This is a genomic window from Natribacillus halophilus, from assembly GCF_900100185.1.
Taxonomy (GTDB): Bacteria; Bacillota; Bacilli; order Bacillales; family Marinococcaceae; genus Natribacillus; species Natribacillus halophilus.
On the sequence record NZ_FNEN01000025.1, the window covers coordinates 12060 to 27462 of the forward strand.

The window sequence follows — 15403 nt, forward strand, 5'->3', positions numbered from 1 at the left end:
TCTCCTTTTAGCGACTGACATCTGTCGTTGTTTTTCCTGTGAACGCTTCTACTTCCGCCCGTGTCGGCAGTCCTTCAATATCGCCGGGCGAGCTGACGACGAGCGCCCCGACGGCCGAACCTAAACGAACCGCTTCTTCAAAAGACGCGCCTTCGAGCCATCCCGAGACGACGCCTGCGGCAAAACCATCTCCGGCACCGATCGGGTCCACCACCTGCTCCACGGCATAACTGGCAACACGACCTTCTTTTCCATAGCGATCGGCGTAAAAAGAATGGCTGCTTCCATTTTTGATGACGATGTCTTTAGCCCCGTCTCTTTGTGCCCGCGCGGCGATTCTTTGCTCATCCCGGAGCCCGTCGTATAGCCATTCCGCTTCATCAAGGCCTGGTAAAAAAAGATCGGACTTGGCAGCGAGCGTCCGGATTCGTTCCCGTGCCCGCTCTTCACCGTATGATGTCATCAATTTAAAGCGCAAATTAGGGTCAAAAGAAACCAGCAGTCCCTGCTCCCGAGCCTTCTCAATGGCATGATCAACCGCTTGATCACAACTTTCACTCAGGAAAGGTGTAATCCCCGTTAAATGTAGGACGTTCCCGCCGGAAAATAACTCGCCCCCAAGGTCGTCCGGCGATAATCTGCTCGCTGCCGAACCGACACGGTAATAATAGACGTTATTTTGTCCCGGTCGTCTTTTTTCTTTAAAATACAAGCCTGTCGGCGCGTTAGTATCCGTAGTGACGAATTCGGTGCGCACCCCTTCCCCGCGGATGGCGTGCAATAAGTATTCACCGAGTTCATCTTCACCGACTTTGCTCACCCACGTTGAAGTGTGGCCAAGTTTCTGAATTCCGATGGCAAAATTGGATTCTGCCCCGCCGTGGCGTTTTTGAAAATAACTCGTGTATCTTAATGGACCTGTATCCGTCGCTTCCAGGATCACCATCGTTTCTCCGAGTGTTATGACTTCTGTATTCATGCTTGCCTCCCGTGTATGTAAATTCCCGCAATTTAAGCATAAACCACTACCCACCTGTTCGCAAGACTATCGAATTCCCGCCAGTTTTGATACCATCTCATTAGAGAAAGGAGCTTTTATAAAATGAATCTCTATACAAAACGCTTAATGGTACTCGCCGCTATCTTCGGGTTATTGGGCGTGGGACTGGGAGGCCATATGGCCGGGGCGGGATCGCCCGCCCTGCGCCCCGTGCATGCCCACGCCCTTGTTGTGGGCTGGTTGTCCCTGTTTAGTTGGGGCATCTATTATCAGCTTTTCACGGTTTCGAAGGGATTGGCGAACTGGCAGACGTGGACGGGCATGATTGGGACAACCTTTTTGGTGCTCGGGATGTGGGTGCACCTTGCCGGCGCCCTGGAAGGACTGCCGGAACCGGTCACCCTGATCACCTATATCGGCGGTGGAACGGTGTTAATCGCGAGCTACGTTTTATTTTTCATTATCGTTCTCAAGCAAAAGCGTGCCTAACGTCGCATTTGTTCCAAAGCATAATTGGCAATGGCGGTATCCTGCACGCCTGTGCCGGTGAGATCCGCCACTGTCACTTGTTGGTCTTTCGTGCGGCCGGAAGCGTCGCCGCTTAAAATTTTGCCGAGTTCGGTGATGTCATTTTCATTCACGTCTTTGGCATGTTGAAGTTCACCGATTGAAAAAACTTGGGAGGCCAAATCGCCGACAACGAGATCCGCTTTTGAAAAAATATCCGGCGACAATTCCTGTTTTCCTGCCGCGTCAGAACCCATCGCCGTAATATGCAGCCCGTCGTGGAGCCAATCCGCTTCAATCAGCGGCTCTTGTGCCGGCGTGGTCGTGACGACGAGATCATTGCCGCGCACGACTTCTTCGGCGCTTTCCGCCAAACGGACGGTTAGATCGTATTTTTCTTCCATTTCTTGTTGGTATTTTTTCACATTTTCAGGTGTGCGCCCATACACATGAACTTCATGGAAAGAGCGAACGAGTTGCAAAGCTTCCACTTGCAGACGCGCCTGCAAGCCCGTGCCGATGACACCGACACTTGCAATATCTTTGGCTGCGAGTTGATCGGCAGCAATCGCCCCGGCAAGCGCTGTGCGCACATCAGTCAGATAGCCGTTATCCTGAAGCAAGGCGCGGGGCACGCCCGTTTCCGACGCCATCGCGAGCATAAGTCCGCCGAGGCTCGGCAGTCCTTTTTGCGGATTGTAAAAAAAGCCGGCGGACACTTTAATCGCAAACGTGTCAAATCCGGGAATATAAGCGGTTTTAATATCCGCTTCCCCGTTGTACTCGGGGACATCTACGTGGATGACCGGCGGTTGAGAGACGCCGCCTTTGTAAAGGTGGCGAAAAGCTTCTTCAATTTTCGTTAAGGCTGCTTTTGAAATCGATACATGTTGGCGAATATCTTCTTCCTTATAAATGTCCATACGTTTCACGCTCCTTTTGTTATCCTTTTTCCGTTTTGGGCGATCATTAATCGGAAAAATACAACTAGAAATTAGAAAACTTGGCTTTTCGCCAAGTATGGCGAAAGCCTTAGTTGCACTTATGCAAGATAAGAAAGTTATACCTTCTTATCTGCGAAAATATATGACCAAAGGAGAGGATTATGATGCGTTCCGTTTGGAAGGCGCGCCACCGTCTGCGCGATCACTTGGAGAAAACGCCGCTCATCGAAAGTCCGATTCTTTCGGAGCACAGCGGTGTGCCCATCTACCTGAAATTGGAAACGATGCAGCCGAGTCGTTCGTTCAAACTGCGAGGAGCGTTTAATTTTTTATTATCCTTAACCAAGGAAGAAAAAAATCGGGGCGTCAGCACTTTTTCAACAGGGAATCACGGGTTGGCGGTTGCGTATGCGGCTAATCGGCTAGGCATGCGCGCAGTCATTTTCGTATCTGAATCGGTTCCGGAGGGAAAAAAAGCTGCCTTGCGCGACAGCGGCGCGGAGTTGGTAGTCACTGGAAAAAGCCAGGACGAAGCGGGGGAAGCTTGTCACGAGCGCAGCCAAAACGAAGGATTGACGGTCGTCCCGCCTTTCGATCATCCGGAAATCATCGCCGGGCAGGGTACGATCGCGCTTGAAATTCTGGAAGAGCTGCCGGAGGTTGAAACGGTGGCAGCCGGGTTGTCAGGAGGCGGGTTGCTTGCCGGCATTGGCATGGCGTTAAAATATACCGATCCGACGATCACCGTCACCGGCATCAGCGTGGAAAAAGGCGCGACCATGGACGAAAGTATCGCCGCCGGGAAACCGCTCGAGATCCCCGAACACCCTACCTACGCCGATAGCTTGCTCGGAGGCATCGGGCTCGATAATCAGTATACGTTTTCGGCCATTCAGAAGTATGTAGACGTGCGGAGGCGGCTGGCGGAAGCGGATATCGCCAAAGGGATGGCCTTTTTATACAAGTATCATCACCTCGTTGTCGAAGGAGCGGCGGCGGTGGGGGTTGGCGCCCTGTTGAATGGGACGATCCAGCCACAAGGGGCGGCCGCTCTTGTCGTTACCGGAGCGGGGATTGACGTGGAGAGCCATAGTGAGATTGTGCGGGATTATTTGGATGGTGTGTGAAATTCTGCCATCCAGCGCCCCTTAAAATGAAAAAGTAACTAAAATGGGGTACGCGAGTAGCTCCAGCGCCCCCCAAAATGAAGGCATAACCAAGATGGGGTGCGCTGGCGGTCTGCCGCGCCCCCCAAAAAGTAAGAATAACCAAGATGGGGTGCGCGGGCGACGATTAACAAAGGAAGCCCACCGTCATGGGGCTTCCTTAGGGCAATTATTTACCTTGCTGCTGTTCAGATGTTTGATCCTCCGTTTGTTGAGCCTGTGCCTGTTCTTGTTCTTGCTGCGCATTTTCCTGATCGATTTTTTCCTGCTCGATGAGATCTTTCTCCAAAAGCTCACGAGCATGCGTATAGACGATCATGCAATCTCCTCCTTTCAACCTTCTTGCCCATATTATGTCCAACATATAGCGGAGGAGATACACACTTACAAACAGACGTTATTTTTTAATCGTAAAAACATCACACGTCGCGCGGCGTACGGAAGCTTCAGCCACACTACCGGTAAAAATTTTTTCTACCGCGTTTTGTCCCGTTTCGGCAGTGATCAGGAGGTCGATGTCGTATTCAACAGGCAGGACCCGGGGAATTTCCGTGCGCGGGTTACCGGCTCGTAAAACGGTTTGAACATTTTGCACCCCCGCGTCTTCAGCTTGCAGCTTGTAGGTCTCAAGCATTTGCCTAGCCTTATCTCGCACTTCTGCTTCGTATGATTGCTGATAAAAAGCGATATCCTTGGCGAAAGTGCCCCATTCCACCACATGTGTAATCGTGAGCGTGGAGTGATGGGTTCTGGCCAGCTGAATGGCCTTTTCCAATGCTTGCTCCGATTGGGCCGAGCCGTCAACTGCGACGAGAATATCTTGATGCAGGGTTGCATTCATCTCATTTTTAACGGTGAGAACATCACAAGGCGCTCGGCGCATACATGCTTCCGTGACACTGCCGATCACCATACGTTCGACCGTGTTTCTGCCGCTTTCGCCTACGATTAATAAGTCCACGGAGTAGTCAGAGGTCAATTTTTTCGGCATTTCAACGCGAGGGTTACCGGACTGTATAACCGTTTGCACGTTTTCCAGCCCGGAGGCGTCCGCTTTCTCCCGGCAACGTGCAAGCATTTGTTCCGCATCTTCTTTCATTTCGGACCATAATGTCTGTGGATAAGCGCTCGCCGCCTGCGGAAAATTACGGGTGTCAATCACATGACCAATCAACAAACTGGCGTCATAATGCTTCGCTAAATCAATCGCTTTTGTTAATGCCTGCTCGGCGGGTTCGGATCCATCAAAGGCGACGAGGATCTGTTTGTACATACGCTTTGCCTCCTTTTAGTACCTGTTCTTCCTTTCCCTTTTTCCCGGGTTGTGAACCAACTGAATGTGGGGGCCGATATGTTATGATGAAAAAGGGTGATAACGATGATCGATCAATCCTATGCACACGCGCGCCAACGGGATGAGCGCGATGAACTGCGTTCGTTTCGCGCTGAATTTTATGTAAAGGACGACATGATTTATTTGGATGGAAATTCTTTAGGCCTGTTATCCAAGCGAGCGGAAACGTCGACGCTGTCTGTCCTGGAAAGCTGGAAACACCACGGCATCGACGGTTGGACAGAGGGGGAGCACCCCTGGTTTTATTTATCCGAGCAGTTGGGAACGCAAACAGCGCCTTTGATCGGGGCACGTCCGGAAGAGGTAGTCGTCACCGGATCAACGACCGTCAATCTTCACCAGCTCGTGGCTACGTTTTACCAACCAAAAGGAAATAAAACGAAAATCCTTGCCGATGAACTGGCTTTCCCGACAGACTTGTATGCCTTACAGAGTCAACTGCGCTTACAAGGCTATGATCCGGAAGAACATCTCGTGCTCGCCCAAAGTCGGGACGGGCAGACGCTGAATGAGGAAGACTTGATTTCCGAAATGACAGAGGACATCGCGCTCATTGTGCTGCCGAGTGTATTGTATCGAAGCGGTCAGATTCTGGATATCAAGCGTTTGACGGCCGAAGCGCGTGCGCGGGAGATTCCTATCGGTTTCGATCTTTGCCATTCGATCGGCGTATTTCCTCATCATTTACATGATTGGGGCGTTGATTTTGCTTTCTGGTGCAATTACAAATATCTGAATGCCGGTCCCGGCGGGGCCGGCGGCTTATACGTCAACCAGGACCATTTCGGACGGACACCTGGCTTGAGCGGCTGGTTCGGTTCCCGAAAAGATAAACAATTTGATATGGAAGCGGAGATGACACCGGCTGAAGATGCCGGAGCATACCAGCTGGGAACGCCTCATATATTAAGTGCTGCGCCCCTTATCGGCTCTCTGGAATTGTTTGCAGAAGCAGGGATGGAACGGTTACGAAAAAAATCCCTTGAACTCACGCGCTATCTGATGGATTTGATCGATATTAAGTTGAAGGGCATGGGATTTACGATTGCCAATCCACGGGAAGACCAGTGGCGGGGCGGCCATGTGTATGTGGAACACGTTGAAGCGGCACGTATCTGCCAGGCGCTTAAGGCAGAAGGGGTCATTCCGGATTTTCGCGCGCCGCAAGGCATTCGCCTCGCACCCGTCCCTCTATACAACACGTTTACGGACATTTGGCAAGCGGTTGACCGCCTGCAGCGGATTATGGAAACGGAAACATACAAAAAATATGAGAATAAACGAGGGGTGGTGGCTTAAATGGCACCCGAATGGATCGATATCTCCCAGCCTTTGGATGGAAACATCGCGACCTGGCCGGATGACACCCCATTCTCCTATGAACGATCGGTAACAAAAGAAGAAAGCGGCTCCGTCAACATCGGCACCATCACGATGAGCGTGCACACGGGCACCCATATCGATGCACCCTTTCATTTTGACAACGAGGGGGACGGTGTCCTAGATCTCGATATTGATGCCTATACCGGAGCGGCTCGCCTCATAGATGTTTCCCGATACGACAGCATTGGTGTCAAGGAATTAGCGGAAGCACTTAACTCTGAAGAGGTGCCGCCGCGCTTGCTTTTGCGAACCTGGCTTGCTAATGATCGTGAACGCTTTCCGAGTGAGATCCCTTATCTGAAAGCAGAGGCAGCCTCCTTTTTACGTGAAAAAGGGGTGTGGTTAATCGGCATTGAAGGCCCTTCCGTTGATCCGCTTGACAGCAAGGATCTGCCCGCCCATCACGCTTTATCCCGCCATGGGATTTATATTTTGGAAAATGTCATGCTCGGCTCACTGCCCGTCGGCGATTATGAACTCATCGCCTTGCCTTTACCCTTGACCGGGGCGGACGGGAGCCCGGTGCGGGCAGCTGTAAAACCACTTCAGGGGGATAAATGATGTCGGAAAAAAACGAGATTCACCTGGATTTTCGCGAACGGATGACGTATGGGGAATACTTGGATTTAGATCGACTTTTATCGAGTCAACAGCGACTGTCGGGGCACCATGACGAAATGTTGTTCATCATGATCCATCAGGTACAGGAACTTTGGATGAAATTGATTTTACATGAACTGGATGGAGCGGTGACGGCGATTAAAAATGACGATCTCTCCGCAAGCTTTAAAATGTTGGCCCGCGTGTCTTCCATTGAAAAACAAATGATCCAGGCCTGGGATGTGCTTTCGACGCTCACGCCTTCGGAATACATGGAATTCCGCGATCACCTCGGGCAAGCGTCGGGTTTTCAATCGTATCAGTATCGACTGGTTGAATTCGCCCTTGGCTATAAGCAGCCGCGCGTCCTGAAGATTTATGAAAAAGACCCCGCATTGCATGAGCGTTTAAGTGAAGCGCTTCACAAACCCGGGCTTTACGATGTAGCGATCCAGGCATTGGCCAAAGCAGGGTTTACGATTGACCCAGGCATACTAAACCGGGATGTAACCGAAACGTATGAACCTGATCCTACGGTGGAAGCCGCTTGGCTGGAGGTCTATCGGGATGTGGAGAAGCATTGGCAGCTGTATGAATTGGCGGAAAAGTTGGTGGATGTGGAAGATAATCTGCAGCAATGGCGATTTCGTCATATGAAAACGGTGGAGCGTATCATCGGGCAAAAGTCAGGCACCGGCGGCTCTTCAGGTGTCGGCTACCTTAAAAGCGTTCTCGACCATCAGTTTTTCCCCGAGCTTTGGGAGGTGCGTACGAAAATATAGATTTATCAGCGACCTCCCACATCCAGAAATCATTTTCTTGCCGATGCCTCATATAAAGGCGTATAATGACCTATTAGTCTTTGAAAATTGTGGTGGCCACTATGAATGAAAATGAAAATTACAATAAAGTGTTAATCGCGGCTCTGTTGATCGCGGGTTCTTTTGTCGCGATATTGAATCAGACGTTGATGATTACTGCGATTCCGCCGATTATGGAAGAGATGGATATCACGGCGAACACGGCGCAATGGCTGACGACGGTATTCATGCTTATCAATGGCATTATGATTCCGGTGTCCGCGTTTTTGATTGAAAAATTTACGACACGACAGCTCTTTTTGACGGCTATGGGGATTTTTACCCTCGGTACATTGCTCGGCGGTTTGGCAACGAATTTCCCATCCTTGCTTACAGCGCGCGTTATTCAGTCGGCAGGTGCCGGGGTTATGCTGCCGCTCATGCAAACGGTTTTTCTGCTGATTTTTCCGGTGGAGCGCCGGGGTACAGCGATGGGGTATATCGGCCTCGTCATTTCGTTTGCACCGGCGATTGGACCGACGATTTCCGGGTGGGTGACGTCGAACTTTGAGTGGCGTTTTTTATTTTGGGGAATCCTGCCCCTGGCGCTGATTATGATCGTCGTTGCTTACTTTGTTATGAGAAATGTGACCGAGTTGAAACATCCGAAAGTTGATCCAATTTCTGTCATTTTGTCTACGCTCGGTTTTGGTGGCTTGCTTTATGGATTTACAAGCGCCGGCAATATGGGGTGGGGGAACCCGATCACGCTGACTGTGCTCGCGATTGGAATCGTCACCATCGTGATCTTTGTTTTACGACAGCTGCGCATGGCGCATCCGATGCTTGAACTAAGGGTGTTCAAGCAAAAAATGTTCACCCTGTCGACGATCATTTGCGGCATTGGTTTTTTGGGATTGATTGGCCTTGAAACGATTATTCCATTATACTTGCAAAATATGCGCGGCTTTACAGCCATGGAAGCGGGACTCGTGTTATTGCCCGGCGCCTTGCTCTCGGGATTAATGGCGCCGATCACCGGACGCATTTTTGATCGCATCGGGGCTAAGGCACTTGCGATTCCCGGTCTCATATTAATGACGATCTCGACGTTTGCTTTTCTTTTCGTTGATACGACCACCTCGCTCATTTTTATAGCAGTGATGTTTGCGGTCCGTATGTTCGGTTTTTCCATGGTCATGATGCCGGTGAACACGGCCGGCCTGAACACGATGCCTCCTAAACTGATTCCGCATGGAGCGGCGGTCACCAATACAACCCGGCAGATGGCCGCCTCGATTGGAACAGCGGTGTTGGTCACAACGATGACGACGACTGCCGACGCCACACGATCGACTCCTGGTGTCGCCAACCCGGACATCCTCGGTGCCATTGTATCTTTTGGCTTGATGGGTCTTTTGACCGCCATCGCGTTACTGCTCTCTTTTCAATTAAAGCGAACGTATCCGCCCACGGATGAAGAGTGGGACGCGGCGGAAAAAGAAGGGCGTTCAGCACCGGGGAACGATGTGATGGCAGGTAGGCATGCCAACCGTGCGGAATAAAAAATTATAAAAAAGACAGGAGACGGATGATTCATTAAGGCTACCGTTTTATGTGGAATAAACCTGCTGCTCATAGCCGGATGTGGAGAACCATCATTTAATCTAGAGGAATTTTCGGATGGAGGAAAGACAAACGTGATGGAAGCTTATGAAGACGGCGAGCTGGAAGATAAACTTTTTGCTTATGAGGAGCGTTTTTCGCAAAACGATAATGCCGGGGATTTAGACGCGGAAAGTCAAATTTCGTTTGCGGAAGGATCAGATGACAGTAACGTATTGATATCAGCTCCCCATACAACGACACTTATTCGCGAAAATGAAACGCGAGAAGCGGAGGTTTATACGGGCTCTTTGGCTCTATTGATCCAGGCGTTCACCGGTGCTCATGTCATCTATAATGTTCACGAAGGCGAAGATCATAACTATATCGTCGGCGGAGATTATAAAGAAAAAATCGGCGACATCATCAAGGATCATAATATCGAGATCGTGATTGATTTACACGGGGCGGATCAACGTCGGGATTTTGCTCTTGATATAGGCAGCAATGAGGGAGAAACGGTCAGTGACGAACAGTTGGATAAGCTGATATACATCCTCGAAAGTCAGGGCATTCATGATGTTTATGAAAATGAAACCTTCTCTGCCAGCGGCGAAGGGACGATAACGCGCCACACATGGGAGCATTATGATACGGAAGCGATGCAGTTGGAGATTCATCGGGATTACCGAAATCCGCGTGGAGATCTAGAATCTTACGCGCAAATGCTGAAGTCGCTCGTGTTTTTTGTAGAGAACGCGGCTGAGTGAATGTAATGGCTCAGATGGGGTTTCGGTGGTGAATGTTTGAGAGGTCGCCGCTAAACGGCACGATTTCGCCGCTAGAACAAGAAATGTCGCTGCTAGAATCGTCGAGATCGCTGCTAGAACGGACCTACGTTAAATAAATAAATCGTAGCATACTTCCAACCAGGTATGGTGTGGTTTGATTAATCATCAAACCAGCGAGCATGCTGTAAGGCGAGTCTGTGGAGGACTCGTCTTACTTTCGTTCTGTCCTAAACTGCTAGTAACAGCAGGTATTACAAAGCTTTACGTTCGATTTTGCTGATTTTACGATCATGTTCGCCCCACTTATCAGATGGATAAACCTGTTCCTCTTTGATGTCTCCGACGGTCGCGTTCACAGTGGTCATATCTTCTCGCAGAATTGCCACCTCGCCTTTTGTAACCCTTAAATCCTCTTTGATGTCTGCAATCTCTTTTTCTAGATTGTCAAACCGTCCATCCATATGCTTCTTAACATCAAGAATGAGTTCTTTTAACTCTTCATATCCGTTAGCCATTTTTAATCGCTCCCTCATCATTTCTCTCATTATTGTTCCTTGTGCAATTCCTGCACGTCTTTTTTTCAAGGTGATATAGTCATTCAACAGCTTTACGCCAAACTCCATCCCTTTTGATTATCATTTTAACCCAGCGTTTATAGTCATTGTATCATCTATGAGATGATGGATCGGAGGCTTAATTTCCTCTATGCCTTACCCATTCAGGTATTCATACGACTGCTCAGCATTATAGGTGCTGGGCAGTTTTGTGTTTTCAATGTTGTTGTCAGGATTATACGGTACATTTTTTCGCAACGACATGATAGCGAAATTAACCCTTGTTGGAGTAATATCCAGTCTCCTCATATGTTCAATGTACTATATGATATAAATCGATTAAAAGAAAACCAGAAGATATCTCTCCAAAAGAACCAAAAAGAAAACCATTAATTTTATTTTTATTATTGACAATTACTAAAAGGATATTATACTATGCGTGTAAGCGTTCACATTATGAATTATATGTTCGTAATACGAACATAAAGTAGGTGATGATTATTGGCTAAAAATGATAAAGTTCAATCTGTAGAAAGAGCAATAGACTTATTATTCTGTTTTACTATATCAGAGCCTTATTTATCAATGAATGATTTCATTGATAAAACTGGCTTAAATAGGACAACTATTTTCAGACTGTTGACCTCCTTAAGTAATAAAGGGTTGATTGAAAAAGAAGCAATAAGTGGGAGGTATAAATTAGGAATCCCTTTTGTTGGATTTGGCCAAATTGTCAGCGAATCTTTAGATATTCGTCGAGAAGCACTAGAAACAATGGAACATTTGTCAAAAGATACGGGTGAAACAACTAGCTTAAATGTTATTCAAGATGAACGCAGAGTTTGTATCGAAAAATCAGAGGGATCTGAAGACATAAAGCATTTCGTGAAACTTGGAGTAGCATATCCGATTGTCAAAGGTGCATCTGGAATGATCTTTTTAGCATTTTCGACTCAGGAGTTTACAGAAAAGGTATTACAAAATTGGGAATGTGAGAATAATGAAAAAATAAATCGCACTGATTATTACAAAAATTTGAGTGTAATACGTGATGAAAAATTTGCTGTTAGTCAAAACGACCGTGTTGTTGGCGCCTATTCAGTTTCAGCACCTATTTTTGAAGCTTCTGGAAAAATATTAGGTGGATTGACAATTTCTGGACCGACTAGTCGTTTTAACGAGAAATTGATTGTACCAAAAGTAAAAGCAGGAGCAGAACAAATTTCTAAACAAATGGGTTATGGAGGATAACTATGGGAAAAACAATTATCGAAAAGATTATTGCTAATCATAGCGAAGAATCAGTAAATGCTGGAGATATTACAATTGTTGATGTAGACGCCACTATGGCTACAGATACAACAGCTCCTTTAGCCATTAAAAGTTTCGAAGAAATGGGGGGTGAACAAGTGCAGAATTCTGATAACACTGTTTTAGTCATTGATCATGCTTCTCCTCCTCCGAATGAACAAGTGGCTAATTTACAAGCTCGTATGAGGAGCTTTTCCCGTGAGCAAAACACACACCTATATGATATTGGAGAAGGTATTGGCCATCAGATTATGATTGATCATAAGCATGTTCGACCTGGACAAATTGTGTTCGGGGCTGATTCTCATACTGTTACTCATGGGGCTCTTGGGGCATTTGCTACAGGTGTTGGCTCAACGGATCTAGCTGGTATTTGGCTGACAGGTCAAACATGGGTAAAAGTTCCAGAAACGATTAAGATAGAATTCGAAGGAAAACTTCAACCAGGTGTTACAAGCAAAGATATTATCCTGTATCTAGTTGGTAAGTTGGGTATTTCTGGGGCTACGTACCAGTCAATTGAGTACTCTGGAAGCGCTACCAATGAAATGTCGTTGGCCAGTCGAATGACATTAGCGAATATGTCTATTGAAATGGGAGCGAAAGCTGGATTTGTTGATACGGAGGGTTTGGTGCTGAAGGAGCCCTTTGAACATATACAACCAGATGAAGACGCCAAATACTCAGAGATTCACAAAGTTAATGTTTCAGAATTGCAGCCGCAAATTTCTATTCCTCACTCGCCTGATCAGGTTGTAAACGCTTCATACGTTGAAAATACCCCCATCCAACAAGGGTTTATTGGCAGTTGTACAAATGGCCGTTTAGAGGATTTACAAGCCGCTGCAAAAGTATTAGATGGAAAAAAAATTCATCCAAATACTCGCTTGTTAATTGCTCCAGCTTCAAAGCAAGTATTACATGATGCTTTAGAAGACGGTACATTTGCAATATTGACAAAAGCAGGAGCAACTTTTTTAACTTCAGGATGCGGCCCTTGTGTAGGAACACATATGGGTATACCAGCTGACGAAGAAAATATTATTTCCTCCTCTAACCGTAATTTTATGGGGCGTATGGGAAATTCAAAATCAAATGTTTACTTGGGTTCGCCAAGCGTTGTCGCTCGTTCCGTACTGCATGGCATGTTGTAAGGATTAAATATAAAGAATAGGTGTGATTGAATCTTGAAATACGAAGGCAACACACATGTCTACGCTATAGATAATATTGATACTGATCGTATTATTCCCGGAAAATATACAAAAACACTGGACACTTCAATTTTTGCAAACCATGTGCTAGAAGATTTGGATCCAGAATTTGCTCAAAATGTCCAAACAGGCGATATTTTAGTGGCTGATAATAATTTTGGATGCGGATCATCTCGTGAACAGGCTCCAATTGCAATAAAATCGGCGGGGATCTCTATTATTATTGCACGATCGTTTGCACGTATATTTTTCAGAAATGCTGTTAACGTTGGGATGCCGGTCATAGAAGTGCCCCGACACAATATCGAACCAGAAGATAAAATTGAAGCCGATTTATCTCAAGGAAAAGTTCACAATATAACGAAGGGGGAAGTCTATGAAGGGACAAAGATGCCAGTTGTTATGCTTTCCATATTTAACGCTGGTGGTTTGATTTCTTATTTAAAAAAACATAAAACTTATGCACCATCCTAGAAGGAAACTATTATTAATAAATAAGAAGGGAGAATTAAAAAATGTTTAGGAAAAAATATTGGGTAATATTCTGCTCATTACTTATTATAAGTGCCTGTGGTACAGCTGAGTCAGGTGCTGATGAAAACTGGCCGGAAGATGAGGAGGAATTAACCATGGTTGTTCCTTTCCCAGAGGGAGGGAGTGCTGATCGACAAGCAAGAGCATTAACTTCGGAGTTAGAGGAAGAGCTTGGTGTTCCTGTGGTCGTCGATAATCGGGAAGGCGGTGCAGGTGCTGTAGGTACAACGAGTCATTATGAAGGGGATCCAGACGATGGAAGTCATTTTATCTATCAATCTCAACCCCATTTTCAAGCCACAATTTTTAGAGACGCTGATTATGATATAGACGACTTTGATTATATCGGTCTTACGCATGAATCGCCCATTACAATTTGGGCAAATGAGGACTCGAATTACGAAACGTTTGAGGATTTAATGACTACAATAGAAGAAAACCCGGGCGAATTAAGCTATTCAATGATTTCTGCCTCATGGTCGGACACATCAGTTCAAATGCTTACGGATGAATTACAAATGGAAGTCACTGATGTACCTTATGATGGTGGTGCAGAAATAAGAACTGCATTATTAGGTGGGGAAGTTGATTTCACAGCTTCTGATATTGATGGAACATTAGCTGGTGGAGGTGACGACTTACACCCTCTTGCCATGTTTTCCGATGAGCCATATGAGCATGCGCCAGACATTCCTCTCGTAAATGAAGAACTCGATGATATGGGTTACGATATGGAATTTCCGGAGATTTCAAATGCCCGTTTTATTCAAGTGAAATCAGAATTTAGGGAAAACCATCCAGAACGATACGAAGAATTAGCTGAAGCCGTTGAAGAAGCAGCGAACAGTGATGCATTTATTGAGCAAGGCGAAGATGAGCACATGTACTATACATGGGAATCAGAAGAAGAGACAAGGGATAGAGTGGAAGAGGCCTATGAACTAATGAGTGAGTATGATTATCTCTTTCAATAGATGAACAAGGGGAATAGTTATGGCTTATGAGACAAAAAATATTATTTTTCTATCCTTAATTGCTGCTTTTGCGGTTTACTACTTCATTGACGTTCAATCATTACCGGAAGCTGAGGAGCGAAGACTTGTTGAAGTTATCGTGGCTGGCTTGTTCATTGTGATAGCTTTTCAATTGTTTAAATCCATTCGTATGTTAATCAAGCAACAAAATGACGAGTCATCTTTTTTGAAAGATATCATTGAGTGGCTGAAAAGTAAACAAGCCTTGCTTGTGGGAACCTTTACAATATATATCATTGCTATTCCGCTGCTCGGCTTCTTCTTTACTTCTATTATACTCGAGTTTCGCACCCCAAATAGCAAGGGATTCAGCGTAACTATGTGAATCTATAACCCTTATATGGCAGTGCTTTCCCCGAAATTCCATTTTCGGCCTTTAAGCGACATTATCGCCGTCAAATAGTTGATTGACCAAAAACGAGTCTTCAAAAAGGGTTTTAATATACTGGTATTCCTCGGACATCTTAAAGGCATGAATATCTACTACTCCTGACTCTGAGATGGCCGTGATAACCACGTCCAGAAGCTCATCAAACATTTCCCATAGCTGTTGCGCCATATTTTTCTCTACCAAGTCGTCTTTAATCTCTTCAAATAACCCTCCCA

17 protein-coding genes and 1 pseudogene are annotated in these 15403 nt (G+C 46.6%); 12 read left to right on the top strand and 6 right to left on the bottom strand.

The window, feature by feature from the left end; translation table 11 throughout:
* Positions 1–7 precede the first annotated feature (7 nt).
* Positions 8–979 carry a sugar kinase gene (locus BLS58_RS16030; RefSeq protein ID WP_090400008.1) on the bottom strand — a complete coding sequence of 324 codons (972 nt, stop codon included), beginning with the start codon at positions 977–979 and terminating at the stop codon, positions 8–10.
* A 123-nt stretch (positions 980–1102) separates the two neighbouring features.
* Between BLS58_RS16030 and BLS58_RS16035 the strand changes: the two genes are divergently transcribed.
* Positions 1103–1489 carry a hypothetical protein gene (locus BLS58_RS16035; protein WP_090400010.1) on the top strand — a complete coding sequence of 129 codons (387 nt, stop codon included), beginning with the start codon at positions 1103–1105 and terminating at the stop codon, positions 1487–1489.
* On the opposite strand, the gene BLS58_RS16040 is transcribed toward BLS58_RS16035, so the two are convergent.
* Entirely contained in the window at positions 1486–2430 is a 945-nt protein-coding gene (locus BLS58_RS16040) for a cyclodeaminase (protein ID WP_090400012.1), read from the bottom strand. The two genes, BLS58_RS16035 and BLS58_RS16040, sit on opposite strands and share 4 nt — an antisense overlap.
* A gap of 185 nt (positions 2431–2615) precedes the next feature.
* On the opposite strand from BLS58_RS16040, the gene eutB reads away from it, so the two are divergent.
* A complete protein-coding gene (gene eutB, locus BLS58_RS16045) occupies positions 2616–3578 on the top strand; it encodes a hydroxyectoine utilization dehydratase EutB (protein WP_245723218.1) in 963 nt (320 codons plus the stop codon).
* A gap of 208 nt (positions 3579–3786) precedes the next feature.
* Here the strand turns inward: eutB and BLS58_RS17720 are convergent, their stop codons facing one another.
* Both BLS58_RS17720 and BLS58_RS16050 read right to left on the bottom strand, forming a co-directional pair.
* Positions 3787–3936 carry a hypothetical protein gene (locus BLS58_RS17720; RefSeq protein WP_176764810.1) on the bottom strand — a complete coding sequence of 50 codons (150 nt, stop codon included), beginning with the start codon at positions 3934–3936 and terminating at the stop codon, positions 3787–3789.
* Positions 3937–4014: 78 nt separating this feature from the next.
* Positions 4015–4890: a universal stress protein gene (locus tag BLS58_RS16050; protein ID WP_090400015.1), complete on the bottom strand. Its 876-nt coding sequence runs from the start codon at positions 4888–4890 to the stop codon at positions 4015–4017.
* A 105-nt stretch (positions 4891–4995) separates the two neighbouring features.
* Here BLS58_RS16050 and kynU point away from each other — a divergent pair, with 105 nt between their 5' ends.
* From kynU to BLS58_RS16075, 5 genes are all read left to right on the top strand, one after another.
* Positions 4996–6270: a kynureninase gene (gene kynU, locus BLS58_RS16055; RefSeq protein WP_090400017.1), complete on the top strand. Its 1275-nt coding sequence runs from the start codon at positions 4996–4998 to the stop codon at positions 6268–6270.
* Positions 6271–6915 (top strand): arylformamidase, encoded by a 645-nt coding sequence (kynB, locus tag BLS58_RS16060; RefSeq protein ID WP_090400019.1) that lies wholly within the window; start codon positions 6271–6273, stop codon positions 6913–6915.
* Positions 6912–7736, top strand: a complete 825-nt coding sequence (kynA, locus tag BLS58_RS16065; protein ID WP_245723219.1) for a tryptophan 2,3-dioxygenase — start codon at positions 6912–6914, stop codon at positions 7734–7736. The genes kynB and kynA overlap by 4 nt, the downstream gene beginning before the upstream one ends.
* A gap of 101 nt (positions 7737–7837) precedes the next feature.
* On the top strand, positions 7838–9319 hold the full coding sequence (locus BLS58_RS16070; protein ID WP_090400022.1) for an MDR family MFS transporter: 1482 nt from the start codon (positions 7838–7840) through the stop codon (positions 9317–9319).
* Between the two features lie 135 nt (positions 9320–9454).
* Positions 9455–10129 (top strand): N-formylglutamate amidohydrolase, encoded by a 675-nt coding sequence (locus tag BLS58_RS16075; RefSeq protein WP_090400024.1) that lies wholly within the window; start codon positions 9455–9457, stop codon positions 10127–10129.
* 272 nt (positions 10130–10401) lie between these two features.
* On the opposite strand, the gene BLS58_RS16080 is transcribed toward BLS58_RS16075, so the two are convergent.
* Complete coding sequence (locus BLS58_RS16080) at positions 10402–10752, bottom strand: hypothetical protein (protein ID WP_143018943.1); 351 nt, start codon at positions 10750–10752, stop codon at positions 10402–10404.
* 453 nt (positions 10753–11205) lie between these two features.
* On the opposite strand from BLS58_RS16080, the gene BLS58_RS16085 reads away from it, so the two are divergent.
* Genes BLS58_RS16085 through BLS58_RS16105 form a run of 5 tightly spaced genes read left to right on the top strand, consistent with a single transcriptional unit; the run spans position 11206 to position 15122 of the window.
* Positions 11206–11955, top strand: coding sequence for an IclR family transcriptional regulator (locus BLS58_RS16085; RefSeq protein ID WP_090400027.1), 750 nt, complete (start codon positions 11206–11208; stop codon positions 11953–11955).
* Positions 11956–11957: 2 nt separating this feature from the next.
* A complete protein-coding gene (locus tag BLS58_RS16090; protein WP_090400029.1) occupies positions 11958–13169 on the top strand; it encodes a 3-isopropylmalate dehydratase large subunit in 1212 nt (403 codons plus the stop codon).
* A gap of 33 nt (positions 13170–13202) precedes the next feature.
* Complete coding sequence (locus BLS58_RS16095; protein ID WP_090400031.1) at positions 13203–13703, top strand: LeuD/DmdB family oxidoreductase small subunit; 501 nt, start codon at positions 13203–13205, stop codon at positions 13701–13703.
* 41 nt (positions 13704–13744) lie between these two features.
* Positions 13745–14737, top strand: a complete 993-nt coding sequence (locus tag BLS58_RS16100) for a Bug family tripartite tricarboxylate transporter substrate binding protein (RefSeq protein ID WP_090400033.1) — start codon at positions 13745–13747, stop codon at positions 14735–14737.
* Between the two features lie 19 nt (positions 14738–14756).
* Positions 14757–15122 carry a hypothetical protein gene (locus BLS58_RS16105; RefSeq protein WP_090400035.1) on the top strand — a complete coding sequence of 122 codons (366 nt, stop codon included), beginning with the start codon at positions 14757–14759 and terminating at the stop codon, positions 15120–15122.
* Between the two features lie 51 nt (positions 15123–15173).
* Here BLS58_RS16105 and BLS58_RS16110 read toward each other — a convergent pair.
* Positions 15174–15403: pseudogene (locus BLS58_RS16110) on the bottom strand (IS4 family transposase); the annotation flags it as partial.